The organism is Agathobaculum sp. NTUH-O15-33 (assembly GCF_033193315.1).
In the GTDB taxonomy this organism is placed as follows: Bacteria; Bacillota; Clostridia; order Oscillospirales; family Butyricicoccaceae; genus Agathobaculum; species Agathobaculum faecihominis_A.
In genome coordinates this window covers 1,844,706-1,871,496 of sequence record NZ_CP136187.1, presented here as the reverse complement: position 1 = coordinate 1,871,496, position 26,791 = coordinate 1,844,706, and the positions used below count along the sequence as shown (strand labels likewise).

General features: G+C 58.8%; 25 protein-coding genes, 2 pseudogenes and 1 other annotated feature. Of the genes and pseudogenes, 4 read left to right on the top strand and 23 right to left on the bottom strand.

What is annotated here, in order from left to right; genetic code table 11:
* Genes RWV98_RS09470 through trpS form a run of 5 tightly spaced genes read right to left on the bottom strand, consistent with a single transcriptional unit; the run spans window position 1 to window position 4,079 of the window.
* On the bottom strand, window positions 1–774 hold the full coding sequence (locus tag RWV98_RS09470; RefSeq protein WP_317865480.1) for a hypothetical protein: 774 nt from the start codon (window positions 772–774) through the stop codon (window positions 1–3).
* Complete coding sequence (wecB, locus tag RWV98_RS09465) at window positions 771–1,919, bottom strand: non-hydrolyzing UDP-N-acetylglucosamine 2-epimerase (RefSeq protein WP_317865478.1); 1,149 nt, start codon at window positions 1,917–1,919, stop codon at window positions 771–773. Before wecB ends, RWV98_RS09470 begins: the two co-directional genes overlap by 4 nt.
* Window positions 1,906–2,214 (bottom strand): hypothetical protein, encoded by a 309-nt coding sequence (locus RWV98_RS09460; protein ID WP_317865476.1) that lies wholly within the window; start codon window positions 2,212–2,214, stop codon window positions 1,906–1,908. Before RWV98_RS09460 ends, wecB begins: the two co-directional genes overlap by 14 nt.
* Window positions 2,162–3,043, bottom strand: coding sequence for a glycosyltransferase family 4 protein (locus RWV98_RS09455; RefSeq protein ID WP_317865474.1), 882 nt, complete (start codon window positions 3,041–3,043; stop codon window positions 2,162–2,164). Before RWV98_RS09455 ends, RWV98_RS09460 begins: the two co-directional genes overlap by 53 nt.
* A gap of 25 nt (window positions 3,044–3,068) precedes the next feature.
* Window positions 3,069–4,079, bottom strand: coding sequence for a tryptophan--tRNA ligase (gene trpS / locus RWV98_RS09450; RefSeq protein WP_280960524.1), 1,011 nt, complete (start codon window positions 4,077–4,079; stop codon window positions 3,069–3,071).
* A gap of 183 nt (window positions 4,080–4,262) precedes the next feature.
* Here trpS and glpK point away from each other — a divergent pair, with 183 nt between their 5' ends.
* A complete protein-coding gene (glpK, locus tag RWV98_RS09445; protein WP_317865471.1) occupies window positions 4,263–5,753 on the top strand; it encodes a glycerol kinase GlpK in 1,491 nt (496 codons plus the stop codon).
* A 73-nt stretch (window positions 5,754–5,826) separates the two neighbouring features.
* Here glpK and RWV98_RS09440 read toward each other — a convergent pair whose 3' ends face one another.
* The 16 genes and pseudogenes from RWV98_RS09440 to RWV98_RS09370 form a co-directional block, all read right to left on the bottom strand.
* Window positions 5,827–7,053 (bottom strand): peptidase U32 family protein, encoded by a 1,227-nt coding sequence (locus RWV98_RS09440; protein WP_317865469.1) that lies wholly within the window; start codon window positions 7,051–7,053, stop codon window positions 5,827–5,829.
* A complete protein-coding gene (gene mltG / locus RWV98_RS09435; protein ID WP_280960521.1) occupies window positions 7,040–8,197 on the bottom strand; it encodes an endolytic transglycosylase MltG in 1,158 nt (385 codons plus the stop codon). Before mltG ends, RWV98_RS09440 begins: the two co-directional genes overlap by 14 nt.
* A gap of 50 nt (window positions 8,198–8,247) precedes the next feature.
* Window positions 8,248–9,132: a CPBP family intramembrane glutamic endopeptidase gene (locus RWV98_RS09430; RefSeq protein ID WP_317865466.1), complete on the bottom strand. Its 885-nt coding sequence runs from the start codon at window positions 9,130–9,132 to the stop codon at window positions 8,248–8,250.
* Window positions 9,122–9,673, bottom strand: coding sequence for a 5-formyltetrahydrofolate cyclo-ligase (locus RWV98_RS09425; protein ID WP_317865464.1), 552 nt, complete (start codon window positions 9,671–9,673; stop codon window positions 9,122–9,124). The genes RWV98_RS09430 and RWV98_RS09425 overlap by 11 nt, the downstream gene beginning before the upstream one ends.
* A 7-nt stretch (window positions 9,674–9,680) precedes the next feature.
* Window positions 9,681–10,232 carry a DJ-1 family glyoxalase III gene (locus tag RWV98_RS09420; RefSeq protein ID WP_317865462.1) on the bottom strand — a complete coding sequence of 184 codons (552 nt, stop codon included), beginning with the start codon at window positions 10,230–10,232 and terminating at the stop codon, window positions 9,681–9,683.
* 55 nt (window positions 10,233–10,287) lie between these two features.
* Window positions 10,288–11,088 carry a GNAT family N-acetyltransferase gene (locus tag RWV98_RS09415; RefSeq protein WP_317865460.1) on the bottom strand — a complete coding sequence of 267 codons (801 nt, stop codon included), beginning with the start codon at window positions 11,086–11,088 and terminating at the stop codon, window positions 10,288–10,290.
* Window positions 11,085–12,002 (bottom strand): DUF2156 domain-containing protein, encoded by a 918-nt coding sequence (locus tag RWV98_RS09410; RefSeq protein ID WP_317865459.1) that lies wholly within the window; start codon window positions 12,000–12,002, stop codon window positions 11,085–11,087. The genes RWV98_RS09415 and RWV98_RS09410 overlap by 4 nt, the downstream gene beginning before the upstream one ends.
* Before the next feature lie 12 nt (window positions 12,003–12,014).
* On the bottom strand, window positions 12,015–12,794 hold the full coding sequence (thyX, locus tag RWV98_RS09405) for an FAD-dependent thymidylate synthase (protein ID WP_317865457.1): 780 nt from the start codon (window positions 12,792–12,794) through the stop codon (window positions 12,015–12,017).
* A 4-nt stretch (window positions 12,795–12,798) separates the two neighbouring features.
* Window positions 12,799–13,539 carry a WecB/TagA/CpsF family glycosyltransferase gene (locus RWV98_RS09400; protein WP_280960514.1) on the bottom strand — a complete coding sequence of 247 codons (741 nt, stop codon included), beginning with the start codon at window positions 13,537–13,539 and terminating at the stop codon, window positions 12,799–12,801.
* Window positions 13,540–13,641: 102 nt separating this feature from the next.
* The gene (locus RWV98_RS09395; protein WP_317865455.1) at window positions 13,642–14,307 is read right to left on the bottom strand and encodes a tetratricopeptide repeat protein; all 666 of its coding nucleotides are present in this window, start codon (window positions 14,305–14,307) and stop codon (window positions 13,642–13,644) included.
* A gap of 96 nt (window positions 14,308–14,403) precedes the next feature.
* Window positions 14,404–14,601: pseudogene (locus RWV98_RS19440) on the bottom strand (tetratricopeptide repeat protein); the annotation flags it as partial.
* A pseudogene (locus RWV98_RS09390) lies at window positions 14,586–16,118 on the bottom strand (tetratricopeptide repeat protein); the annotation flags it as partial. The pseudogenes RWV98_RS09390 and RWV98_RS19440, both read right to left, overlap by 16 nt.
* Before the next feature lie 216 nt (window positions 16,119–16,334).
* A complete protein-coding gene (gene leuB / locus RWV98_RS09385; protein ID WP_317865451.1) occupies window positions 16,335–17,411 on the bottom strand; it encodes a 3-isopropylmalate dehydrogenase in 1,077 nt (358 codons plus the stop codon).
* A 3-nt stretch (window positions 17,412–17,414) separates the two neighbouring features.
* Window positions 17,415–17,906 carry a 3-isopropylmalate dehydratase small subunit gene (locus tag RWV98_RS09380; RefSeq protein WP_317865449.1) on the bottom strand — a complete coding sequence of 164 codons (492 nt, stop codon included), beginning with the start codon at window positions 17,904–17,906 and terminating at the stop codon, window positions 17,415–17,417.
* Window positions 17,907–17,922: 16 nt separating this feature from the next.
* On the bottom strand, window positions 17,923–19,182 hold the full coding sequence (leuC, locus tag RWV98_RS09375) for a 3-isopropylmalate dehydratase large subunit (RefSeq protein ID WP_317865447.1): 1,260 nt from the start codon (window positions 19,180–19,182) through the stop codon (window positions 17,923–17,925).
* 18 nt (window positions 19,183–19,200) lie between these two features.
* Window positions 19,201–20,742 carry a 2-isopropylmalate synthase gene (locus RWV98_RS09370; RefSeq protein ID WP_317865445.1) on the bottom strand — a complete coding sequence of 514 codons (1,542 nt, stop codon included), beginning with the start codon at window positions 20,740–20,742 and terminating at the stop codon, window positions 19,201–19,203.
* A 48-nt stretch (window positions 20,743–20,790) separates the two neighbouring features.
* Window positions 20,791–21,029, bottom strand: a binding site (T-box leader).
* Window positions 21,030–21,414: 385 nt separating this feature from the next.
* On the opposite strand from RWV98_RS09370, the gene RWV98_RS09365 reads away from it, so the two are divergent.
* From RWV98_RS09365 to RWV98_RS09355, 3 genes are read left to right on the top strand one after another with little or no spacing between them, the layout of a single operon-like run.
* Entirely contained in the window at window positions 21,415–22,380 is a 966-nt protein-coding gene (locus RWV98_RS09365; protein WP_317865737.1) for a cation:dicarboxylate symporter family transporter, read from the top strand.
* 22 nt (window positions 22,381–22,402) lie between these two features.
* Entirely contained in the window at window positions 22,403–22,975 is a 573-nt protein-coding gene (locus tag RWV98_RS09360) for a phosphatase PAP2 family protein (RefSeq protein WP_317865443.1), read from the top strand.
* Between the two features lie 10 nt (window positions 22,976–22,985).
* Complete coding sequence (locus tag RWV98_RS09355; protein WP_280960506.1) at window positions 22,986–24,416, top strand: lipopolysaccharide biosynthesis protein; 1,431 nt, start codon at window positions 22,986–22,988, stop codon at window positions 24,414–24,416.
* A 62-nt stretch (window positions 24,417–24,478) separates the two neighbouring features.
* On the opposite strand, the gene RWV98_RS09350 is transcribed toward RWV98_RS09355, so the two are convergent.
* Window positions 24,479–24,907 carry an RrF2 family transcriptional regulator gene (locus tag RWV98_RS09350; protein ID WP_280960505.1) on the bottom strand — a complete coding sequence of 143 codons (429 nt, stop codon included), beginning with the start codon at window positions 24,905–24,907 and terminating at the stop codon, window positions 24,479–24,481.
* A 146-nt stretch (window positions 24,908–25,053) separates the two neighbouring features.
* Complete coding sequence (locus RWV98_RS09345) at window positions 25,054–26,673, bottom strand: solute:sodium symporter family transporter (protein ID WP_280960504.1); 1,620 nt, start codon at window positions 26,671–26,673, stop codon at window positions 25,054–25,056.
* Window positions 26,674–26,791: the final 118 nt, after the last annotated feature.

The following is a 26,791-nucleotide window of genomic DNA, read 5'->3' as shown; positions in this document are numbered from 1 at the left end:
TTATTCTCCCAATATGCTTTGCCCGTTCGGCAGCTGGAACAGCTCGTCCGCCGGGGTTTCCAGTTTCAGTTCGCTCACCGTTACCTGACGGACGAGCGTTTCCCCTTCGTAAAAGGAGGCGGCGCGTAAAAGACCGCTCACCGCCGAAATATCGTACCGGCAGCGGTAGCCGTCCTTTTCAAATTCTACATAGACGCAAGGCTCCAGCTCAATCTCCTGCTTGCCCGCCGCGGTGTAGGCGAGCCCGTCCTCCAGCACATCCTCATAGGTGGGCAGCATGGCGGCGGCATCGTCGGAAAAATCGCCCCAAGAGCCTTTGTAAAAGCTTCTGTCGCCCGCGTTCCAGGCGTAGGCGACGCCGTCCACCCGCAACAGCGTGGACTGCACAGTTCCCGCCGCGTCCACGGTATCGGTGCGCACCGCGCCGCCCCGCGCGTAGCGCTGGCAATAAAGCGCGGAGGAACCGCCCGTGTAGGCAAGCCGGTTTTCCACCCGGTAGCTGTATGCTTCGGGCCGGGTAAGCGAGGCGATCACCTGCTTTGCGTTGGACACGCCGATCTCAACATCGTACACGCTTTGCACGGTCAGCGTTTTGCTGCCCGTGGTCACAACGGGCGCGCCGTCGTTTTCTCCCGGCAGCTCGATTCCGGCGCCGCGCGGATGCAGCAGCCCGGAAGAAAACAGATAGCTTAAAAACAGCGTTATCACCAGCACCGTAGCGCCGATCGACGCGATCATGGGCGGCGTAAGGCGGCGCTTTTTCGGCGGCTTCACGGCTGGAAAGGCGCGGGGCCGTCGTCCCGCAGGCCGAAGAAGTGCTCGATCGCCTGCAAAATGCGCTCGCAGGCCTTGCCGTCGCCATAAGGATTGACCGCATGCGCCATCGCGGCATAGGCGGCCGGATCGTCAAACAGCTCGCGCGCCAGCGAAACGATGGTTTCACGGTCAACGCCGGCAAGCTTTACCGTGCCGGCTTCGATGGCCTCCGGCCGCTCGGTCTCGCGGCGCAGCACCAGAACGGGCTTGCCAAGGCTGGGCGCCTCCTCCTGCAAGCCGCCGGAATCGGTCATGATAAGGTAGCAGCGCGCCATCAGGTTGTGCATTTCATCCACGGCGAGCGGATGAATCAGGTGGATGCGCTCGTTGCCGCCGAGGAATTTCTCCGCGGTCTCCCGCACATAGGGGCTTAGGTGCACCGGGTAGACAAAGTGAACGTCCGGATACGCCGCCGAAAGCTCAGCGATCGCGCGGCAGATATTCTCCATCGCCTCGCCATAGTTTTCACGGCGGTGCGCGGTGACCAGCACCACGCGGTTGTTTGCAAAATCGAGCGCTTTCAGCTGTTCGTCGCGAAATGCAAAATCGTTTTTCACAGTCATATGGATCGCGTCCACCACGGTGTTGCCGCAGATGGACACGCCCTGCGCGATGTCCTCGCGGGCGAGGTTGTCGCGGTTGCGCACGGTCGGCGCGAAATGGAGGGACGCGATCTGGCCGACCAGCTTGCGGTTCATTTCTTCCGGGAAGGGCGAGTATTTATCATAGGTGCGCAGGCCCGCCTCGACATGTCCGACCGGGATCTTGTGATAAAACGCCGCCAAAGCGCCGGCGAACGTGGTGGAGGTATCGCCGTGCACCAGAACGATATCGGGCTGCGCCTGTTCGAGCACCTCGTCCAGGCCGTGCAGGGATTTTTCGGTGATGAGCGCCAGCGTTTGCCGGGGCTGCATGATATTCAGATCGTAATCAGGCTTGATATCAAAAATATCAAGCACCTGATCGAGCATTTCACGGTGCTGCGCGGTCACGCAGACGATGGATTCCAGCGTATCGCTCTTTTGCAGCGCGTGCACGAGCGGCGCCATTTTGATCGCTTCCGGCCGGGTACCGAAAACCGTCATGACTTTAATCTTGTTCATCGCTATTTTTCTCCTTCTCTTCGGGCTGCGCGGGCGGGACGTTCTTCGGCTCCTCCCCTTCCGGCGGGCGGCGGCGCATGTGGTGCTCCGCCCCGTAGATCACGCATGCGCCCACAATGATGGCGACCAGCACGGCCAGCAGCAGGAAGATCGCCTTGACCTCGCCGGACGAGGTAAGGATGACCGCGGTAAGCCCCAGCGTGCCGCTCACGGCGTACAGAATGGCCACCGCCTGCTTTTGGTTAAAGCCCATATCGATCAGCTTGTGGTGCACATGGCCGCGATCCGGGCTCATCGGGCTGCGCCCTTCGGCCAGGCTGGCGGATAATGGCGTTCGCCATGTCGAAAATCGGCAGGCCCAAAATAAGAAACGGCACAGCGAACGAAATGACCGCGTAGAATTTGAACAGGCCCATGATCGACACCGTCGCCAGCATATAGCCGAGAAAGGTCGACCCGGTATCGCCCATAAATATCTTGGCGGGGTTGAGGTTGTAGGGCATAAAGCCGATGCACGCGCCCGCCAGCGCGCCCATGGTGATGGCGATGCCCATTTCGCCGGTGAGCAGCGCCACGGCGAGCATCGTGATCGCCGCGATCGACGAAACGCCGACCGCAAGGCCGTCCAGCCCGTCGATAAGATTGACGGCGTTTGTGATGCCCACGATCCAGATGATGGTGACCGGAATGGCGAAAATGCCAAGGTGGAAATACATATCATCCGAAAAGGGGTTTAAATTGGTAAACATATCGATGCGCAGCCCGCCGATGCAGACCGGTATCGCCGCGGCGATGATCTGCACGACAAACTTGAGCTTTGCGCCAAGCGCCATCACATCGTCAAAGATACCGAGCACAACGATCAGGAGCGCGCCGAGCAGCACGCACAGCATCGGCGTATCCAGCTTGCCGAACAACAGGATCGAGCACAAAAACGCCATGAAGATGCCAAGCCCGCCGAGTCGCGGGATGGGCTCCTTATGCATGCGTCTGGTATCCTTGGGCACGTCGATCGCGCCGATCTTGTGCGCAAATTTTTTCACGTAGGGCGTAAAGAAATAAGATAACACGCCGGCGACCAAAAACGCGGCGACAATCATCCATATTACCGTATATTCCGGCATTTCACCATTCCTCTCCGGCGCGCGTTCAGCGTTTTACAAAGCCAACCTTTTTGTAGACCTTATCAAGCGTTTTACGCGCAAGGAAGGCGGCCTTCTGCGCGCCCTCGTTATATACCTTTTCCAGATAGTCCTTGTTGTTCAAAAGATCCTCGGTGGTTTCGCGGATCGGGCGCAGCAGCTCTACCACGGCCTCGCCGACGGCGGGTTTGAAATCGCCGTAGCCCTTGCCGTCGAACTCCGCTTCGACCTCGGCGGTCGTCTTGCCGGTGGCGAGCGCATAGATCTGGATCAGGTTGGAAACGCCCGGCTTGTTCTGCGGGTCCATGATGATGCGCGCGTCCGAATCGGTCACGGCGCGCTTGAATTTGCGCATGATGGCGTCCGGCTGATCCATCAGCAGGATGTAGCCGTTTTCGTTTTCATCGGATTTGCTCATTTTCTTTTCCGGTTCGGACAGGCTCATCACCTTCGCGCCCTCGCCGGCCTTGGGGTAATAGCCTTCCGGGATGGTGAAGGTGTTCGGGTGCACGCCGTTAAAGCGGTTTGCGATATCGCGGCAAATTTCGATGTGCTGGCTCTGATCCACGCCGACCGGCACCAGATTGGTCTGGTACAGCAGGATATCGGCCGCCATCAGCACCGGATAGGTAAACAGGCCGACGTTTACGTTGTCGGCATGCTTGGCGGACTTATCCTTGAACTGCGTCATGCGCGAGGCCTCGCCAAACATGGTGAAGCAGTTGAGCACCCACGCCAGTTCGGCGTGCGCCGGCACATGGCTCTGGATGAAGAGCGTGCTCTTTTCCGGATCAAGGCCGCAGGCGATATATTGCGCCAGAACCTCAAGCGTGGCGCGGCGAAGCGCGGCGGGGTCCTGCCGGACGGTGATCGCGTGCATATCGACCACGCAGTAGATGCAGTTATAGTCCTCCTGCAGGATCGGAAAATTGCGGATCGCGCCGAGGTAGTTGCCCAGCGTGAGTTTGCCCGAAGGCTGCACGCCGGAAAAGATCGTTTGCTTCTGGTTTTCGCTCATTTATGACGACTTCCCTTACAAAAAAATTCGATATAGCGGCTTTGGGATACATGACCCCATGCTTGGTTAGTATCATATCATATTTTTACACTTTATGCAACTAAAAATGGCTGATCCTGCACCGGTTGACAAGCCCGCCCGCAAGAGGGTATGATAGGCTTAACCGAAAGGAGGAAGTCCGTTATGGCCCCATACTTACTGGCGCTGGATCAGGGCACGACCTCATCCCGCGCCATCCTGTTCGATCAGGAGCAGAACATTCTTGCCATCCGCCAGCACGAGCTGGAACAGCACTATCCGCACGAGGGCTGGGTCGAACAGGACCCGATGGAGATCTGGTCGACCCAATACGCCGCGATGATGGAGGTGCTGGCCGTTTCGGGCGCTTCCCCCGCCGAGATCGCGGGCGTCGGGATCGTCAACCAGCGCGAAACGACCATTCTGTGGGAGCGGGCCACCGGCCGCCCCATTTACAACGCCATTGTTTGGCAGTGCCGCCGCACCGCCGATATCGTGGACGAACTGAAAGCCGCCGGGCTGACCGATCATATCAAAAGCGTGACCGGCCTTGTACCGGACGCTTACTTTTCCGCCACCAAGATCAAATGGATCCTAGACCATGTCGACGGCGCGCGGGAAAAGGCCGCGCGGGGCGAAATCCTGTTCGGCACGGTCGACAGCTGGCTCGTTTACAAGCTTACCAGCGGCAAAACGCACATCACGGACGCGACCAACGCCTCCCGCACCATGCTGTACGACATCCACCGCCTCGATTGGGACGACACCCTGCTGGAGGCGCTCGATATCCCGCGCGCCATGCTGCCCGAGGTGCGTTCTTCCAGCGAGGTTTACGGCACGGTCTCTTTGCCCGGCGGCGAGGTGCCGATCTGCGGCATCGCGGGCGACCAGCAGGCCGCGCTGTTCGGGCAGACATGCTTTCAGCGCGGCGACGCAAAGAACACCTACGGCACCGGCTGCTTTTTACTGATGAACACGGGGGAAACGCCCTGCGAAAGCCGAAACGGGCTTTTGACCACCATTGCGGTCCAGCTCGGCGGCGAGACGCAGTACGCTTTAGAGGGCAGCGTGTTCGTCGGCGGCGCGGTGATCCAGTGGCTGCGGGACGAGCTGCGCTTTTTCTCCGAAAGCCGGGATGCGGAATACTATGCCCGCAAGGTGCCGGATACCGGCGGTGTTTATCTGGTGCCCGCCTTTACCGGCCTTGGCGCGCCGCACTGGGACATGTATGCGCGCGGGGCGCTGCTGGGGCTGACGCGCGGCACCAAGCGCGAGCATATCATCCGCGCCGCGCAGGAATCCATCGCCTATCAGGTGAACGATCTGCTCGCCGCCATGGCGCGCGACACGGGCGCGCCCCTAACCACGCTTTCGGTGGACGGCGGCGCGAGCCGGGACGGCTTTTTGATGCAGTTTCAGGCCGATATATCGGCGCTGGCCATCCGCCGCCCGGTCATTCGCGAAACGACCGCGCTGGGCGCGTGCTATTTGGCGGGACTGGCCGCCGGCGTTTGGCGCGACCGGGACGAGCTGACCCGCCTGTGGCGCTGCGATACGCTATTCCAGCCGGAGATGAACGAAGAGCGGCGCAAGGAACTGCTGCGCGGCTGGGACAAGGCCGTGGGGCGCAGCAAAGGCTGGGCCCGGGAAGAATAAAAAAATGCGCTCAGCGGAAGCCGCTTCATCAAGAAGCCGCTCCGCTGAACGCACGTCAGCACCTGAAGCGCCCTTATGTGGGGCGCTCCTTTTTTTTGCGCAAAATGGCATAGGGGTGGATGGAAAACGGAAAATCAAAATGCACGCGCATCTGCGGCACGTTGAACAGATCGAGGGCCTCCCCCTCGTCGTTTCGTGGAAATGCGGAAAAAACATAGGGCGCGGCGTCCGGCTGGAGCAGCTCCAGCTCCTCCCCTTTAAAAATGCGATTTTTCAGGGCGAACACAGCGTGTCCCTCCGGCCCGATCGTAAGCGGCATACCGGCCACCTCATAGTCGCGGATATACTGGCTATCCTCGTAATGCTGGCCGTTTTCCGCGCCGCCAAAATAAAAGCCGGTGTAGTATACGCGGTGGCTCACCTTGTTCACTTCGTCCAGACAATCCTGCGGCAAGGGCCGCCCCGCCGCGTATGCGTCGATTGCGCGGCGGTAAGCGCCTGTCACGCAGGCGGTGTAATACGCGGTCTTGTTCCGTCCCTCGATCTTGAGCGAATCGACGCCCGCGTTTGCCAGCTCCGGTATGTGGCCGATCATGCAAAGATCCTTGGAGTTATACAGGTAGGTGCCGCGACCGTCCTCCTCGACCGGAAAGTATTCGCCGGGGCGCTGCTCCTCCATCAACGTATACTTCCAGCGGCAGGGCTGCGCGCACGCGCCGTGGTTGGCGTCGCGCCCGGTCAAGTACTGCGAGATCAGGCAGCGGCCCGAATAGGAAATGCACATCGCCCCGTGCACAAACGCTTCGATCGCAAGGCTTTCCGGCGTTTTGGCGCGGATCTCCGCGATCTCGGCCAGCGACAGCTCGCGTGCTAATACGATGCGTTCCGCGCCCAGCTCAGCCCAAAAATTGGCGGCTTCATGGTTTAGAATGCTCGTCTGCGTCGAGATGTGCAGCGGCACGCGCGGCGCATGGCGTTTGGCCAAACGGATCACGCCCACATCGGCCACGATCAGCGCGTCCGCCCCGATCTCCTGCAAAAAAGCAAGATACGCGGGCAGCGCGTCCAAATCCGCATTGGATGGCATGACGTTGACCGTGATATAGCATTTTACGCCGTGCGCGTGCGCGAAGGCAACGCCCTCGCGCAGCGCGTCATCATCAAAGTTCTGGGCGGCGGCGCGCATGCCAAACTGGCGCCCCGCCATATACACCGCATCCGCTCCGTAGGCGACCGCGTAGCGCAGCTTTTCCGGATCGCCCGCCGGAGCGAGCAGCTCCGGCCGCTTATTCACCCTCATTCGACTGGTTGGCAGCCTGCGCCTGCGCCTGATTGGAGATCGCAATATTGTTGTTCTGCTCGTCGTTGGTCGAGGCGAACAGGTGCGAGCCGTCCGGCATGGCGACATAGTAGTAGTAGCCGTGCTCCTCCGGATGGGTGGCCGCGTAAAGCGATTTATAACCCGGGTTACAGATCGGTCCGGGCGGCAGGCCCTGCTGGGTGTAAAGGTTATACGGCGTGTCCTGCTGCAATTCCTCCTGCGTGAGCTTACCGCTCGTTCGGCCAAGGCCGTACAGCACGGAAGCGTCCACCTGCAGGTACGGGAACTGTCCGGCGTTATTCAGGCGGTTATAGATAACGCCCGCGATGCGCGCGTACTCGTCGTCCTTCTGCGCCTCGCGTTCGATCAGAGACGCGATGGTGACGATCTCGTGCATCGAGCGGCCCAGCTGCTCGGCGCCCGCCTTGATCTCATCGTCGTACTTGCTGTCGCCGAAGTTATTGAGCATTTTATTGATCGCTTCTACCGCGTTGTTATTGGCGAATACCTGATAGGTATCCGGGAAGAGGTAGCCTTCCAGCCAGCCCTCCTTAGGCGGCAGGCGGTCCTTTAAAAACTCGTGCTTGAAAGGGTATTCGTTCAGCGCCTTATTCAGCGCTTCTTCGGTGCACACATGCTTTTCCAGCATCAGCTGGCCGATCTGCGCGACCGAGTAGCCCTCCGGAATGATCAGCTCGACAACCTCCGCGTCTTCCGAGCTGACCAGCGCGCGCGCGATCTGCCCATAGTCCATATTCGGGTTGAGCGTATAGGTGCCGGCGAGCACGCTGGCGTTTTTGCCGGTCAGGCTGATATACAGTTTGAAAATGGAGCCGTAGTGGATGATGCCCGCGTCGTCCAGCTGCTTGCTGAGCGAGACCACATCGGTATTTTCCGAAACCGTGATCGGCTTTTCGGCATCGTCCGCAACAAAGGCGAACACATCGTTTGCCACAAAGATCGCCACGAGCGACAGCACGATCGAAATGCCGAGCACCGCGATCACATAGACCACCGTGCCCGCGCACCCGCCGTTTTTCTGCCGCCGGCTGCGTCGGCGGCCGGACCGCTGCCGTTCCGGCTGCTCGGGCTGCTGATTTACGTTGTTTTCCATATTATCCATAGTATCACCTCTGTTGTTTTAAAAAACGTACCGCTTGGGGCGGCACCGCTCTATATCCAGTGCAGAACAGCCTTTGCCACAAAGGCCAGCACAAAGACCAAAAATCCGGGGTTTGCGGTGAGCCGCCAAAAATCCCTGCGGCCCGCGCCCTTTTCAAAATGCGGGATCGATCCTCTGACGAGCAGCCGCTCGGCCGCGCGCAGCGTCAGGTACAGGAATAATAGCAGGATCAGCGCGTTGACGGCCGCGAAATAATTCCAGATGCCGAACGCGGAGTAAGTCTCCGTGATCCATACGACAAGCACATAGTAAATATTGTTGACGGCGTGCGCGATGATCGCGGGCCAAAGGCTGCCAAAAGAATAAGATAAATAAGCGTAGGCCACGCCGGCCACCATCGGGCCGATAAAATTCATCAAGCTGCCGTGCAGCATGGCGAACGCGATGCCGCTGACCAGCAGGCACGCTCCCGTGCCTGCCAACTGTTCATGGGCGGCGAGCAGCGAGCCGCGCAGATAAAGTTCCTCCACCAGCGAGGATAGGACGACGATGACTGCTACCCTGCCCAGCGCCGTCAGCCCGGTTTGCGGCGCGTCGAGCGCGGTGGCCGATAGATCGGCCCCGGCCAGCCCCACGAGCTGATAGATCAGAAAATTGAGAAAAAGCGATAAAACGGCGACCGTTACGCCCAGCTTGACCGAAAACCCGATCGCCCCCTTGGGCAGCGGTTTTGGCCTGAGCCGTTTGGAGAGGCGCTCGCGCTGCCGCATGGTCACCCAAAGCAGCAGCATGGGCAAAGCGAACGAAATCAATTCCGAAGCCGCGATCAGCAACGTGCCGCCGCCGAAATAAGTAGCCAGCGCGCCCGAGCCGGTCAGCAGACAAAAGCACAGGAACAGCGACAGTCCGGGAAACAATGCGGTTTTACGTTTCATGAACCTGCCAGACCTGCCTTTCGGTAAAAATGTATTGCACGCGCTCGTCATGCGGTTCCGCGGGCAGCGCTTCGAGCAGGCGGCTTTCCGCGCAGAGCGCCGCGCGGAAAGCATTCGACCGGTGCAGGAACCTATCGTAGTAGCCGCCGCCATAGCCCAAACGCACCCCGCGCCTGTCGCACGCGAGCGCTGGCGCGAGAATCAGGTCGATCTGATCCGGGGACACGATGGGCGCGTCCGGCGACGGTTCCAAAATGCCAAAGGCGCCGGCCCCGCAAAGTTCTTCCTGCGTGCGTATGCGGCGCGCGGTCATTTCGCGCGCCGCTTCGCACCGGGGCACGCATACCGTTTTGCCTTGCCGCAGCGCGTCCGCTAAAATACGGCTAGTGTCAATCTCGGCCGCCGTGGAAACATAAAGGAAAACCGTTTTAGCCGCGCGGTAGACCCCGCTTTGCAGCACGTTTGCGGCGACGCCCTCGTCGATCCGTTGCTTTTCAACGGGTGATACCGCGCTCCGCTCTTGCCGGAAACGCGCACGCAACGCGCTCTTAGGCTCCCGCATGGTGCACAACGGCGGCGGCAACCCGGCGCGCCTGCTCCTCGCCGCAAAGAGCGGATACGAGCGCGCAGGCAAAATCCAGCGCGCCGCCCACGCCGCGGCCGGTGATGATGTGTCCATCCACCACGCAGTTGCGGGAAAGCGGGGTCGCGCCCTTCATGCCGTCCTCCATGCCGGGGTAGCAGGTGGCTTTCTTGCCCTGCAAAACGCCCATGCCGCCCAGAATGACCGACGGCGCGGCGCAAATGGCGGTAACGTATTTTTCCTTTTGCAGCATGCCTTCAATGGCGCGGTGCACGCGCGCATCCTCATTGAGGTTGTTGGTGCCCTTGAGACCGCCCGGCAGCACGACCATTTCGGCCCCGTCCCAGTCAGCCTCATCCATCTCGATATCGGCCACCACCGGGATCCCGTGCGAGCCGCCGACCGTTTTACCGGTCACGCCTACCGTCTGTACCTCGACGCCCGCGCGGCGAAGCAGGTCGACGGGCGTGATCGCTTCGATCTCCTCAAAGCCTTCCGCCAGCAATACATATACCATGTTTCAGCACACCTTTCCAGTTGTCGCTTGCAAGCACGCTTGCAACTATATTTGTTCAGTTCAGCATTAAATTGAAATAACCCGTTTGGTTCGGCGACGGAATATGCCACTTGACACAGCCAAGCGGCGTCTGGCCGCCCGGGGCGGTATACGATAGCGCGGCCAGCCCCAACGTTTGCAGCAGGCCCTGCTCGTACGCCGGACGCATGCCAACGGCTTCCTGCGCGCCGTCCGCCCAGCAAAAGGCGTAAGCGGCAAGGCCGTCCTCACCGAACCAGCCGTAGACGCCCGCGCCGAGCGCATCAAACAGCGATAGCTGCATGCGCCAGAACGCATCGTCCCGCAAAACGGCAAACTCGCCCGCCGACCGCGCATAAAGCGCGTCCATTGCGGGAATATCCGCGCCTGTCAGCCGCCGCGGCAGCAAGGCGGAAACCGCTTGCCGTTCCACGCGGCGCTTGTCTGCAAAAAAAGCGGGTTCGTAGCCAAAGGGGCGATAAAAGTCAAACAGCCATTTCTCCGCCGGGATCAGCATGGAGCATACGCGGCCCGCTTCCCTGTCCAGCGCGAACGAATGCTCCAGCAGCCGCGCCATCAGCCCACGGCGGCGGAACGCGGGATCGGTGCACGCGCCGTAGATATAGGTGGCGTCTCCCGTCCTTGCACCAAAGCGCAGGCGGTAGGGCAGCATTTGCAGCATGGCGCAGATCACGCCCTCATCCGTGAAAAGCAGCGTGTGCCGGGGCGCGTAACGGTTTTCAAAAAACCAATCGTTAAAGCCGCCCTCATCCGGAAAGCAGGTCTCCCAAAGGCGGCGCACCGCTTCTAAATCGCCCGTGTCGGCAAATCGGATCATACGGCGGCGTCCTTAATCCGGGCCGCGTATTTCACACCGCGCATGACAGGATAATAGGACTTTTTCGCCTTGCGCAGGCCTTCCAGACCAAGGTCCTCTTCCCGATTGACGTATTCCACCTCATCGCAGTTCCTTAAAACGAACTGTTGGTTAATCATTTGGTAAGCGCCAGGGATGTCGTGATCGGCCTTTTCGATCTGCACCACATACATATCCTCGGTCGCCCGGCAGCCGAGCGTAAAGGCGATTACCTCGCCGTCCAGCCGCAGCATGCCGCCGCGCAGATCGAGCGCCGCGAAGTGATCGAGCGCCTGCTTGATCGCGCAGGTCTCCCCTTCAAACGATGCGTTGTGCGCGCAGCCGTTTTGGCGGCACCAGCGCAGGTGATATTCGTACGCCTCGCCCGTTGTTTCGGGCGTGATATCCTCATAGCTCCAACGGTTTTCATGCGCGGCCAAAAAACGATTGACCAAATTGCGCTTGCTTTGCAGCTTTTTACCCGATAGCGTGCGGAGCTTTTCGGCCAGATAGATATAATCGTCCCCATCCTCGTTCTCGTGCAGAAACTCGAACCGGCCCGGACAGTCCGCTTCCACACGCTCGATCATTTCCTCGGCGATGGAAACCATCAGGAAGGGATTGCCGCGCCCGGCGGCGTCCGCTTCCAAGGCCTTGATCGCGGCGGCAAGATCGCCGTCGCCGATCGGAGCGAGATAACGCTCGAAGCCGCCGTCCTCGGGCCGCATCTTGACCAGCAGAAAGCCGTCTAAAAAGCAGATCTGCGTCTCATAATGGCCGCGCCACATGAACAGGTCGGTAAAGCACCGCTCGCACAGGTGGTAATTGTGGTGAGCGCCGCAGGCGTCCACGGCCGCTTTGTCTTCTATCGTGATCTCTCGAAATGGCAGTAACATAAAACTCACTTTCTATTCGGTTGCCGCGTCTCCCCGCAGCATTTGGTAATGTGCCCGCACCTCGGCCGCCTTGCCGCAGCTCATCTTGCCTTCGCTGCACGCGCCGTCCACACAGGCGGGGCCGCAATGCGAAAAAAGCGTGGGAGCGGCGGCATAGGTCAGGCGGTACATTTCTTCCGCCAGCGCGCGAATTTCCCACTGCGCGCGGTTACAGCAGCGCAGGGCGAAAAAGTTTTTCAGGCTTCTGGCGTTGGCCGTCATGACGATGCGGGTGGTGCAGGCGTTCGGCATGACATAGCGCGCGTCCTCGATCGCGTGCTTTTCCGCGTCGCTCCTTGCCTTCTTTTCCGGCACGCCCTGCTCCAGCAGCTCGTTCAGATAACCCTGCATGAGCATTTCAGTAAGCGCCTCGTAGGTGCGTTGGTCGTCTTCCATGGCTTTTATAAATTGTTCCCGCGCGGCGGGGATTTTATCGATCGCGGGCGGCACGACATATTCAAAACCGTGCGCGCGCACGTAGCGCTGGCTCTGCACGGAAAACGAGGCCATACGGTGCCGCGTGATCTGCGCGAGCAGCGAGCGCGAAACCCCTTCGATCGCAAAGGTGAAGGAGGCGTGCTCGATCGGGCTCTCATGCCCGATCTCGGACAGCATTTCAACAAAGCGTTCGGTCTTTTCGGGCGTCAGCCCTTCCAAAACGCCGTCCACATCGGTGGCGGAGTAGCAGTTTTTCGCGGCCGCGGCCACCAGCTTTTCCGGTTCGGGCGTATGGGCGATGAGTTTGACTTTCATTGAGTTAGCTTTTCCCCTTTCTGCCGGTAAGGCGCTGACCGATCACAATAAATAAAAACTTCGGCAGCTTCAGCATGCGCCCAAAGCGGCTGGGCTGCTTTAAAAGCCGGTAAAACCATTCCAGACCCAGCTTGATAAAAATATCCGGCGCGCGCTTTACTTCGCCCGCGAACACATCGAGCGAGCCGCCGAGTCCGCAAAAAAGCGTGGCGTGCATCTCCTCCATATGCGCTTCGATAAAACGCTCCTGCTTGGGCGCGCCCAGACAGACAAAAACCGCGTCCGCGCCGCCGCAGGCGTTCACCGCTTCGACGACCTCGCCGGGATCGGCAAAGTAGCCGTCGTGGCAGCCCGCGAGCACCAGACCGGGATACTTTTCGCATAAATTGCGCCCCGCCTTTTCCGCGATGCCGGGTTTGGCCCCCAGCAGGTACAGCCGCATGCCCTCGCGCGCCATAGCGGCGGCCAGCTGTTCGGCAAAATCAATGCCGGCCACCTTGCCGCAAAGTTCCTCGCCCAAAATCTTGGCCGCGTATATCACGCCGATGCCGTCCGGCAGTACCAGCGCGGCCCGGTTGACGATGCCGCGCAGCGTGTCGTCCTTCCGGCAAAGCTCCACGATCTCCGGATTCGGCGTCACCACATACCCTTGTCTGCGCGCGCGCAAACGGTCCATCGCGACCTCCACGGCCTGACCTAGGGTCACTGCATGGAAATGGACGCCCAAGATAGAAGCGGTTTTCATTCCAAGTATCTCCTGTCCTTTGTATATCCAAAATCTATTTTATTATATACCAGAAGCCCAAAAATCTCAAGAAAAACTATTTCCTGCTGCAACGCAGAGCGCTTAACCGCCCCAAAGCCATTTTAATGGTTTGTTCGTCTGCCGCGCGACGCGCTTCTTGGCCTCCTCGTAACCATGACCGGCGGATTGCTGATACCATGCAAGCGCTTCGGCTTTATCCTTCGGCACGCCTGTGCCTTTTTCGTAGCATTCGCCAAGGTTGAACATGGCCACCCGGTTTCCCTGCGCGGCGGACCGCCGGTACAGTTCCACGGCCTTTGCCTTGTCCCTTGGCACGCCGCGGCCAAATCGGTAACACTCACCCAGATTACACAGCGCGGGCGCGTGACTCTGTTCCGCGGCTTTCGTGTACCACGCCGCCGCAAGCCGACGGCTCTTCTTCACGCCCTGCCCGCATTCGTAGCACCGGCCCAGATTAAACTGCGCATCCGCGTCGCCCTGCGCGGCGGCTTTTTCGTACCAATGGACGGCCAGTGCAGCGTTTCGCTCCACCCCTCGTCCAAGGGCATAGCAGTAGCCAAGATTATACTGTGCGGCGGCATACCCTGCTTCCGCCGATTGGCGATAGAGCGCCGCCGCCCGACCTTCATCCTGCTGTACGCCGCTTCCGTTCAGAAAACAGGTGCCCAGATTATTCTGCCCCACGATATTGTCCTGCTCCGCCGCCATTTGGTAATAGGCGGCTGCCTCCGTCAGGTTTTTTTCCACGCCTTTTCCAAATTCGTAGCACCAGCCAAGGTTGACATACGCCTGACTGTAGTCCTGCGCAGCGGATTTTTTGTACCACGCGATCGCAAGCGCCTCATCCTGCTCGACGCCTTGCCCGTGCGTATAGCAGTAGCCCAAATTGTTTTGCGATACCGGGTGACCCTGCTCCGCCGCAAGACGGTACCACCGAACCGCCTGCTCATAGTCTCGCTCAATCCCAAAGCCGTTTTTATAGCAGTATCCGAGATTATGCTGCGCCTGCGCATCCCCCGCTCCGCGGCTTTCCTGTACCACGATACCGCCAGCGGCAGGTCGCACTGCGTCCCGAGCCCCTTTTCGTAGCAAAACCCCAAATTACACTGCGCCATCACATTGTCCTGTTCCGCGGCCTGACTGTACCACGCAAACGCTTGCTCCCAGCTTTGCTTTACCCCATAGCCATTTTCATAGCACACGCCCATATAAAACTGTGCGCGGGGGTAATTCTGTTCCGCAGAGGCTGCAAACCATTTTGCGGCCGCGATATCGTCCTCCTCAACAGCGATGCCGCGAAAGTAGAAAAACCCCAAATTGCACTGTGCGGGCGCATAGCCGCCCTCCGCGGCCTGCAGATACAATGCGCGGGCTTTGTCTTTATCCTCCGGCACGCCGCTTCCCGTTTCGTACAGCAGTCCCAGCGCGCAAACGGCGGGCCAATACGCCCGCTCCGCGGCTTTTTCATACAACCCGGCGGCGGCTTGCGGATTCTTCTCCACGCCGTAGCCTGTTTCGCGGCATAGGCCCAGATAATACTGTCCCCTTGGGTGACCCTGCGCCGCGGCTTTTTCAAACCAACGAGCGGCTTGCGCGCCGTCCCGTTCCACCGTGATCCCGTAGTAATAGAAATAGCCTAAATCACACTGCGCGCGGGCAACGCCCGCCTGCGCGGCTTTCTCATACAGCGCGCGGGATTTCTCCCGGTCCTCGTCAAGACCGCCGCTGGCGTTTTCGTAGCACTCCCCCAGCATGCACTGCGCATCCGGATCGTTTTGCTCCGCCGCTTTTTGGAACCAAGTCACGGCTGTTTTCTGATCCGGCGCGACGCCGACGCCATAATAATAGCGCAGGCCTATCCGATATTGCGCGGGTGCGAAACGGCGCTCCGCCGCTGCTTCATAGAGCGCGGATGCCTTCGCTTCGTCCTTTGGCACGCCATATCCGCACTCCATGCACTCCCCCAGCAGAAACTGTGCGCGGGGATAGTCCTGCTTGGCCGAGAGGGTAAACCATCTGACAGCCTCGGCGTTGTTCTCGTCCACCGTAATGCCCTGATAATAGAAAAAGCCCAGATTACACTGTGCCGGGGCATAGCCGTTCTCCGCCGCCTGCTGGTATAGTTCCCGCGCCAAATTTTTGTCTTCCGGAACGCCTTCCCCCAGTTCATAGCACAGGCCCAGCGCACACTGGGCGGGCGGAAATTCCTGTTCCGCCGCTTCCTCATACAGCGAGGCGGCATGCCGCATATCCGCCTGCACGCCGTAGCCATATTCATAGCAGATGGCAAGATGATAAATTGCGGTAATGTTTCCCTGCTCCGCCGCCTTCAAAAACCAAAAGAATCCCTTTTTAAAATCTTGCTCGGCGCCGCCGCTGCCGTTGCAATAGTGCACGCCCAGTTCATCCTGCGCGGATAAGTCGCCGTCTTCCGCCCGGCGCACAAGCTCGCTATAATTGCGCTGTTGTCTGGCGGTGGCCGCGCTAATCAGCTCGGGCGACAGAAAGACCGCGGTATATGTATTTTCCGCTCGTTTATTATCCGTTTGGTCGGGCATTTTCTGTTCAGTGTCCATCATCGTCGTCCTTTCCAAAGCGAGTATCCTCGCTCATTAGTATAAAACATATGCATGGAACAAGCAAGAAAAGGAATATGAACGGCGCGATATGCCGCAGTGAAGTGCACCCCCAAAGTTAGACAGCATGGTATACTGAAACTAACGTTGGCGGTGCACTTCATATGCATATCGCGCCGTTTATCGTTTTTTTATGATTTATAGCTTCGCGCGAATCAGCGCGCCCATTTCCGAGGTGGAAAGCACCTTTTCACCCGCCGCCGCGATATCGGCGGTGCGGTGGCCCTCGTTCAGCACCGCTTCCACCGCGCGCTCAATCGCGTCCGCTTCGGCGGAAAGGCCGAAGGAGTAACGCAGCATCATGGCGCAGGAAAGAATGGTCGCGATCGGGTTGGCGATGCCCTTGCCCGCGATATCGGGCGCGGAACCGTGGATGGGCTCGTACATGCCCTTGCCCGATTCATTCATCGAGGCAGAGGGCAGCATGCCGATCGACCCGGTAATCATAGAAGCTTCGTCCGACAGGATATCGCCGAACAGGTTGCCGGTCACGATTACGTCGAACTGGCCCGGATTGCGGACAAGCTGCATGGCGCAGTTGTCCACGTACATATCGGAATACGCCACATCCGGGTACTCGTCCTTGATGCGGTGCATGGTCTCGCGCCAGACGCGGCTGGTCTCCAGCACGTTGGCCTTATCGACCGAGCACACCTTTTTGTTCCGCTTTCTGGCCAGCTCGAACGCGCGGCGGCCGATGCGCTCCACTTCAAATGTAGAGTAGTTCATTTCGTCGCAGCCGGTTTCTCCCCAGCCCTTGTCGCTCTCGCAGCGGTAGTGGCGGCCAAAGTACACGTCGCCGATCAGTTCGCGGCAAACGAGGATGTCAAACCCGGCGCCGATGATCTCCGGCTTGATCGGGCAGGCTTGCGACAGCGCCGCGTGCATCTGTGCAGGGCGCAGGTTGACGAACAGGCCGAGCGCCGCGCGCAGGCCAAGCAGCGCCTTTTCCGGCCGTTTGTCGGAGGGCACTTCGTCCCACTTGGGGCCGCCTACCGCGCCGAGCAGCACGGAATCCGCCGCCTTGCAGATTTCAATCGTTTCATCGGTCAGCGGGATGCCGTGCGCGTCGATCGAGCAGCCGCCCGCGAGCACCTCTTGAAAGGAGAAGCTGTGTCCGAACTTCCCGCCCACCGTTTGTAGGGTATGCATCGCCTCGGTGACGATCTCGGGGCCGATACCGTCGCCCTTTACGACCGCGATATTGTACTGCATGGCTTAGACCCCTCTCTCTTTGAGCGACGCGAGCAGGCCGCCCGCTTTGATAATGCTTTGGATAAACGGCGGAAACGCCAGCGCCTGATAGGTCTCGTTTTTGGTCTCGTTAGTAATCACGCCGCTGTCGAAATCGATCGAAACCGCGTCCCCCGCCGCGATACCGTTCACCGCCGCCTCGCATTCGAGGATGGGCAGGCCGATATTGATCGCGTTGCGGTAGAAAATACGCGCGAACGACGAAGCGATCACGCAGGAAACGCCGTTTTCCTTTAAAACCAGCGGCGCGTGCTCGCGGGACGAGCCGCAGCCGAAGTTGCGCGCGGCGACAACGACGTCGCCCGGCTGCACCTTTTTGACAAATTCCGTGTCGATATCCTCCATCGCGTGCGAAGAAAGTTCTTTGACATCTGCGATATTCAGGTAACGCGCGGGAATGATAACATCGGTATCCACGTTATCCCCGTATTTAAAAGCCTTGCCTTTTGCATTCATGGTCTGCTTCCTCCCTTTAAAGATCGGCCGGCGTGCAGATGTAGCCCGCTACCGCCGAGGCCGCCGCTACCGCCGGGCTGGCCAGATAGATTTCCGAGGTAATATGTCCCATACGGCCGACGAAGTTGCGGTTTGTCGTCGAAACGGAGCGCTCGCCATGGGCCAGAATGCCCATGTGGCCGCCCAGACACGGGCCGCAGGTCGGGGTGGAAACGATCGCGCCCGCCTGAATGAAGATCTTGGTCAGGCCTTCCTCGATGCACTGGAGATAAACCTCCTGCGTGGCGGGAATGATGATGGTGCGCACATCCTGATGCACATGGCGGCCCTTCAAAATAGCCGCCGCGGCGCGCATATCCTCAATGCGTCCGTTCGTGCACGAACCGATCACAGACTGCTGGATCTCCACCCGGCCCATCTCGTCGACGGTCTTGGTGTTTTCCGGCAGGTGCGGGCAGGCGACGGTCGGCTTGAGGGCGGACAGGTCGATCTCGATCGTCTCGCCGTACACCGCGTCGTCATCAGCCGCAAACACGGTGATTTCGCGGTCGACACGGCCCTTTATGTAATCCATTGTTTTATCGTCCACGGGGAAAATGCCGTTTTTCGCGCCCGCCTCGATCGCCATGTTGCAGATCGTGAAACGGTCGTCCATCGAAAGCGCGGAAACGCCTTCGCCGGTGAACTCCATGGATTTGTAAAGCGCGCCGTCCACGCCGATTTTGCCGATGATGTGCAAAATAACGTCCTTGCCGGAAACATCCGGCTGCAGCGCGCCCGTCAGCTCGAACCGGATGGCCTCCGGCACCTTGAACCACGCCTTGCCCGTCGCCATGCCGGCGGCCAGATCGGTCGAACCGACGCCGGTAGAGAACGCGCCGAGCGCGCCGTAGGTGCAGGTGTGGCTGTCCGCGCCGATGATGAGCTCGCCGGGCGCGGTCAGGCCCTTTTCCGGCAGAAGCGCGTGCTCGATACCCATTTCGCCCACGTCAAAAAAGTTGACGATCTGATGCTTTCTGGCAAACTGGCGGCATTCAAGGCACTGCTCCGCCGATTTAATATCTTTATTCGGTGCAAAGTGATCCATAACAAGCGCGATCTTGCGGTTGTCGAACACCTTTTCAAAGCCCGCCTTTTCCATTTCGCGGATCGCTACCGGGCCGGTGATATCGTTCGCGAGCGTCAGGTCGACGTTTGCCTCGATCAGCTGGCCGGCGCTTACGCTTTCCATCCCCGCGTGCTTTGCAAGGATCTTTTGCGTCATCGTCATACCCATTATACTCAAATCCCCCTGTCAGTCGATAAAATACTTGTTGATGCCGTTGATATAGGCCTTGATCGACGCTTCGATAACGTCGGTCGATACGCCGCGGCCGGTCACCATTTCGCCGCCGTCGATCACGATCTTGACGATCGCTTCCGCCTGCGCGTCCTCGCCGTCGGTCATGGATTTCAGCGAGTAATCCTCCAGCACGACGTCCTTGTCGACGATCTTGTTGATCGCGCGGTACGCGGCGTTGACCGGGCCGTCGGACGCGGCGACGCGCTCAAACGTCTCGTCGCCCTTCTTGACGCGGATCACGGCGGTCGCGGTAATCGAGTTGCCGGAGTTGATGACAAAGCGGTCAAGCGTGTAGCGCTCCTCGCCGGATACCGGCACAACGCCGATCAGCGCTTCCAGATCGCGGTCCTTGATCACCTTTTTCTTATCGGCCAGCACCTTGAACTTGGCGAATACCTTGTCGAGCTTGGCCTGATCGAGCGAGTAGCCCAGCTCGCGCAGGCGGTCCTCGAACGCATGGCGGCCGGAGTGCTTGCCCAGCACGATGGCGTTCTTCGGGATGCCGACGGATTCCGGCGTCATGATCTCGTAGGTCTCCTTATTGGCCATCACGCCGTGCTGGTGAATGCCGGCCTCATGCGCGAAGGCGTTCGCGCCGATGATCGGCTTGGTCGGCGCGACGGGCACGCCGGTGATCGTCTGGATCATGCGGCTGGCGCGGTAGATCTGCGTGGTCTCGATATTGCAGGCGACGCCGTAGTGGTCGCGCCGGGTATCCAGCGCCATCACGCACTCCTCGAGCGAAGCGTTGCCCGCGCGCTCGCCGATGCCGTTGATCGTGCACTCAATCTGGTCTACGCCGGCCTGAACGCCCGCCAGAGAATTGGCGACCGCCATGCCCAGATCGTTATGCATATGGCAGGAGAGGACGACGTTTTCAATGCCCTGCGTATGCTCACGGAGATAGCGGATGCGCGCGGCGTATTCGTCCGGCGTCATGTAGCCGACCGTGTCCGGGATGTTCAGCGTAGTGGCGCCCGCCTTAATCGCGGCCTCGAACGCGCGGCACAGGAAGTCCAGATCGGAACGGCAAGCGTCCTCGGCCGAGAACTCAATGTTCGAGCAGTGCTTTTTCGCATAGGCCACGTTGTGCGCTATGGACGCAATCACTTCGTCCGGCGTCATTTTCAGCTTATATTCCATGTGCACCGGCGAAGTGGCCAGAAATACGTGGATGCGCGCGTCCTTCGCGTGGTGGATTGCGTTATACGCCGCGTCGATATCCTTTTCCACACAGCGGGCCAGCGAGCAAATGGTTGAATCGTGTACGATATCCGCGATCGCCGCGACAGCCGCCGCGTCGCCGGGCGAAGCGGCCGCAAAGCCGGCTTCGATGATATCGACCCTCAGCGCTTCGAGCTCGCGGGCGACCTCGATCTTTTCATTCAGGTTCATGCTGCAGCCGGGCGACTGTTCGCCGTCGCGCAGGGTGGTGTCGAAAATTTTGATGGTTCTTTCCATGGTTCTTGTCCTCTCTTTCTGATTTTCATACACAAAAGTTTGTTTCTAGGGACAAAAAAAGCTCCGTCCCTTTACTCGAAAGTAAGAGACGAAGCGAATGCTCCGCGGTACCACTCTTGTTGCCGCAAAAAACACGGCCACTCAGTGCACATCAAACAATGCGCCGCCCTCATAACGGTGGGCATCCGTTCGCGCCTACAAGCAAAAGCTTTCAGCGGACAGCTCCCGGGCGAGTTTCATCGTTTGCTGTTACCGCCTTGCACCGGCCGGCGGCTCTCTGAAAACATCGTACGATTACTTTACCCGTTCATCACATTTTTCAATATGGCAATAGTTTATCTGTTTTGCCGCCGGTTGTCAAGAGGTATTTGCGATTTTTATAGAAGTTGCGCCCGGCGGTACGCTTACCTTGAAAAAAGGCGATTTTTCTGGTATAGTGGTTGACAGAGTGTAAAAGGAGCGTTAAGAAATTGAAACATCTCGGATTATTAACCCGTTTGATCGCCGGTATCGCGATCGGCACGCTGATCGGCCTGTCCGGCGGCTTTTTCGGCATTGCGGATTCCGCCGCGTTCGTCGCGGTCGTGCGGCTGTTCGCCACGTTCACCTCGCTGTTTTCCACCTTCTTGGCCTTTATGATCCCGCTGATCATTTTATCGTTCATCACGGTGGGGCTGGCCGAGCTCGGCAAAAAAGGCGAACCGCCTGTTCGGCATTACGCTGCTGCTCGCTTACGGCACCACGGTATGCTCCGGCTTTCTCACCTTTTTGATCGGCAAGGCGTTTCTGCCCGGCCTGATCCGCCCGATCACGGGCGACGTGCTGGAGGCCGCGGGGTTTTCTCCCTTCTTCTCTATTGAGATTCCGCCGGTATTCGGCGTGATGACCGCGCTCGTTCTCGCTTTTGTGCTCGGCATCGGTATGGCGAACATCAAGGGCGCTTCGCTGCTTGGCGTGTGCCGCGATCTGCAAAGCATCGTAACGGCGGTTTTGGGCAAGATTATCATACCGCTTATTCCGGTGCATATCGCCGGCCTATTCTGCAATATCGCGGCGGAAGGCCGCTTGTTCGCCACCGTGAAGATGTTTGCTTCGCTCTATATCGTCATTTTGGTGTTGCAGTTCCTTTATATCCTGTCTCAATTCGGTTTGGCCAGCCTTGTATGCCGGAAGAACCACTTTAAAAGCCTGAAAAACGTCGCGCCCGCGTACTTCACCGCGCTGGGCACGCAGTCCTCCGCCTCCACCATTCCGGTGGCGCTGCAAAGCGCCTACAACAACGAGGTGGATCAGGATGTTGCCGACTTTTGCGTTCCCCTTTGCGCCACGATCAACCTGAACGGCGATACGATTTGTTTGGTGCTGGGCGCCATGGGCATCATGCTGGCAAGCGGCGGCGTGCCCACGCTCGCCACCTTCGCCCCCTATATCATGATGCTCGGCATCACGATGGTCGCGGCGCCCGGCGTGCCCGGCGGCGGCGTGATGGCGGCGCTGGGGCTGATCTCCACCATGCTTGGCTTTACCGATCCGATGCAGCAGCTGATCATCGCGCTGCACTTCTCGCAGGACAGCTTCGGCACGGCGGCAAACGTCACGGGGGATCAGGCGCTCGCGCTGATCGTCAATGAGCTGGATCATAAAAACAGCGCCGAAGAGCGGGCCCGCTGACAGATAAGGAGAACTGACCCCAATGGATATTTTGCTTGACATCATGCATACCTTTGATTACGATATTCTGCTGCATCTGTCTCAGTCCATGCGCGGCGGCGTTTCCGATACGGTTTGGACCATGATCACTTGGCTCGGCAATTACGGCGCGCTTTGGATCGCCATTGCCGTTGCGCTGTTGTTCTTTCACAAGACGCGGCGCGCGGGCATCGCCATGCTGGTTTCGCTGCTGCTCAGCGTATTGGTCGGCAATGTGCTGATTAAGCACTGGATCATGCGACCGCGCCCCTTCGTCACGCACCCGGATCTTATCGCGCTTTTTGACCCCGGCGATCAGTGGAGCTTTCCCTCCGCGCACACGCTCTCTTCCTTCGCTGCGGCCACGGCTCTATGCTACTACCACCGCCTGCCCGGCGCGGCGGCCTACATACCGGCGGCGCTGATCGCCTTTTCCCGCCTATACGCCTGCGTCCACTACCCGACGGACATTTTGGGCGGCGTGGTGATCGGCATTCTCTGCGGCCTGCTCGCCGCGTGGCTGACCGACCGGATGATAGACCGCACCCATACGATCCGCCTGCGCAAGGGCGCGTAAGGAGTATGCCATGAACCAGTATAAGCGCCTTTTGAGCAATACCTTTATTTTCGCCATGGGCACGTTCAGCTCCAAGATTCTTGTCATCCTAATGCTCCGTTTTTACACGGGCATTTTGTCACCGGACGAGATGGGCGTGGCCGATCTCATCATCAAAACGACCAGCATCCTCTACCCCGTCGTTTCGCTTTCGATCGGTCAGGCCGTGATCCGCTATGGTCTGGAAAAATCGAATCATAAATCCGATGTGTTCACCATTGGTATCGCAACGGTGCTGATCGGCTTTTTGGTCGCCATTCCCTTTCACCCCGCGCTGGGTCTGGTGCATTACAACACCTCGCTCGGCGCTTCCGGCTCGCTTCGGGAATACGCCCCGCTCATCTACCTTTATGTGCTTACCTCGTGCACGCAGAATGTGTGCAGTCAGTTCATCCGTGCACTGGGCTTTGTGCGTTTGTACGCGGTCGACGGCATTTTCCGCACGCTGCTCACCATACTGCTCAACATTCTGTATCTGAAGGTATTTCAGTGGAACATCTTCGGCTATGTGTTTTCCATCATCTGTGCGGATGCGCTTTCCACGGTGTGCTTGTGCTTGATCGCCGGGCTTTGGAAGTATTTTAAAGTACGCAAGCCGAATTTCCACCTTTGGCGCGGTATGCTCGCCTATGCGCTGCCGCTGGTGCCGGACGCGATCTTGGTGTTTATCATCGGTTTTTCCGACCAAATGTTCCTTGCGCACTATCAGGATACCGCGGTAAGCGGCATCTATTCGGTCGCATACCGGGTGCCGACGCTGATCGCGCTGGTCGCTTCGGTTTTTGTGGACGCTTGGCAGCTCTCCATGGTCAACGACAATTCGCGGAAGGAGCAGATCCGCTTCTTTTCCAATGTGGGCAACACCTATTCGTCTATTGTATTCATCGTTGCGGCGGGCGGCGTGATGTGCTCCAAGCTTGCCATGAAGGTGCTGGCCGTGCCCAGCTATTATATCGGGTGGGCGTTCATTCCGCTTTTGGCCCTTGGCGCGGGCTTTAATTGCCTGTCCAGCTTTCAGAAAAGCGTATATCTGCTGGAAAAGAAAACGGTATCGTCCTTTGTCTCCACCGCCTTTTCCGCTGTGCTCAATATCGGCCTGAATTACCTGTTCATCTCGCCCGACCATTTGGATCTGGGCGGTAACGGCGCGGCGCTGGCCACGCTGATCAGCTATTTCGCCCTGTTCATTTACCGCATGATCGACAGCCGCCGCTTCATGCCCGTGCACTGGAAACTGCCTCGCCTGACGCTGACCGTGCTGCTTGTGAGTTTGCAGGTGTTTTTGATGCTGCGCGAGCCGCCGCTGTGGCTGCTTTGGCAGGTGCTGCTATTCGGGCTTGTATTTCTTCTCAACTGCCGGGAACTGCTCTACGGTGCAAAAAAGCTGCTGCACCGCGCCTGAACACCTTATCTTATATCGCAAAAAGTGCGTTGTAACCGATGTTACAACGCACTTTTTTGTTTTTAAATCGAAAAATCCAGCGGTCTTTCGCGGCTCACCAAATCCTCCAGCGTGACGCTGTCCACGTAACGGTTGACCGCTTCGTACAGGCCCTTCCAAAAGTCCAGCGTGGCGCATTCTGCGGCGCGGGCGCACTCGTTCGGCTCGTTCTCTAAACAGGATACCGGCGCGAGCGAGCCTTCCGTGATACGCAAGATGTCGCCCACCGTATATTCGGCAGCCGGACGCGCTAACTGATAACCGCCCTGCGCGCCGCGCGTGGAACGCAGGAAACCCGCGCGGGCAAGCTGCACCACGATCTGTTCCAGATATTTGGCGGAGATCTCCTGCCGTTTGGAGATGTCGCGCAGCGGCACATAGCCGCCGGTATTCTGTTCCGCAAGGTCGATCATCAGACGGAGCGCATATCGCCCCTTTGTAGAAATTTTCATCAGCATCCCCTCTGAGGCTTATTATACTACAAAATTACTATGATTTTCAAGTGCAATCTCTTCCACACGGCGTAGAAAGGAAAATCCCCCGGTATCGCTTTCGCAAAACCGGAGGATGAAGAGAAAAGAAATCAGCGATATATCGGTCAAGCTGCAATGCCGAGGGGAGAAAACACAGCGTAAACCACGATCACCAGCACAATGACAACGGCGGAGACCACATAGCGGTACTTCCACGGCGTCAGATCGACCGCGCCCACATCGTGCTGCACATACACTTCGCCGGCTTTGTTGCGGCGGTGCATCAGATACATCAGCAGAATCTCAAACGGCCAGAGCACCGCGATCGCGTACAGATAGTGCACTTCCTCGCCCAGCGTAATGAGGAACAAGGTGTACATGACGATATGAAACACGAAGATGAACTTGGCCGCGTATTTGGGCAGCCGATTAAAGAAGAAGCCGCCGAACACCGCGCTCAAAACTGGCAGCGCAATGAGCATGACCATTTCATCCAGCAGCGTCTTGAGGCCCTGCGGCGCGTAGAAAATAAACGGCGAAACCGCAATGGAAGCGACCGCGCAGATCGTGCCGACCAGCTTGCCGATTGAAACGAGTTTCCGGTCGGCCGCTTCGGGGTGGATGAAGTCCCGATAGATATCGAGCGTAAACATGGTGACGATCGAGTTGAGCACCGAATTGAACGAGGAGAGAATGGCGCCCAGCATGACCGCCGCGAAGAAACCCATAACAGGCGCGGGCACGATACGTGCGATCAGCATCGGGTAGGCCTCGTCCATCATGGTTACCTGATCGCCCAGCAGGAAGAATGCGATAATGCCCGGCAGCGCCAGATACATAAAGCCAATGATCTTCAAAAATGCGCAGAAGATGGCGCCCTTTTGCGCTTCTTTCAGGTTTTTGGCCGCCAGCACCCGCTGCACGAACGACTGGTGCGTGCACCACGACTGCAAATGCAGAAACAGCAGGCCGGTCAGGATAGTCGGCCACGGCACGGCGGGCGGCACAGAATCCGCGGGCGCGATGGCGTTCAGCTTTTCAGGCGCGGCGTGCAGCAGATAATCCAGCCCCTGCGCCAGCGCGCTGCCCTCCCCCGTGCCAAACGCATGGCCAAGCGCAACAAGGCCGAGGAAGGGAATCATAAACCCGCCGATGATCAGACCCACGCCGTTGATCGTATCCGACACGGCCACCGCCTTCAGGCCGCCGAAGATCGCATAGATGGAACCAATTACGCCGACCAGTACGCAGATTAAAATAATTGATTGGAACTTGGTGATGCCCAACATGCCGGAAACGCCGAAAATGTTTTCAAAAACCAGCGAACCCGAATACAGGATGACCGGAATCTGAATGAAGATGTACAGACAGATATATGCGATTGAGAACCACAGCTTGGTGCCGCGATCATACCGCTCGCCGATCATCTGCGGAATGGTCGAAACGCCGCTTTTCAGGTAGCGCGGCGCGATAAAGTTGGCCAACACCAGACAGGCGATCGCCGCGATCACCTCGAACCCCATCGGACTCATATTGGTAAACCACGTTTGTCCGTTTACACCGACCAACTGTTCGGCTGAAAGATTGGTCAGCAGCAGCGAGCCCGCGATCACGATGCCCGGCAGGCCGCGTCCGGCGAGGAAATACCCCTCCGCGGTCTCCAAATTATCGCCGCGTGTTTTCAGCCAAGAGATCACCGCGACCAAGACGGTGAAAAAGATAAATGTGCCTACGATCCATGCCATAAGAATTGCGTCCCCCTTGTTTTCTGTCTTTCACTGCCTTTATGTTAACAGAGACAAGGGCGGCATACCGTACGCATTTCTTACGATTACCTGTTGTTTTTTGCTTATTTACGGCGCA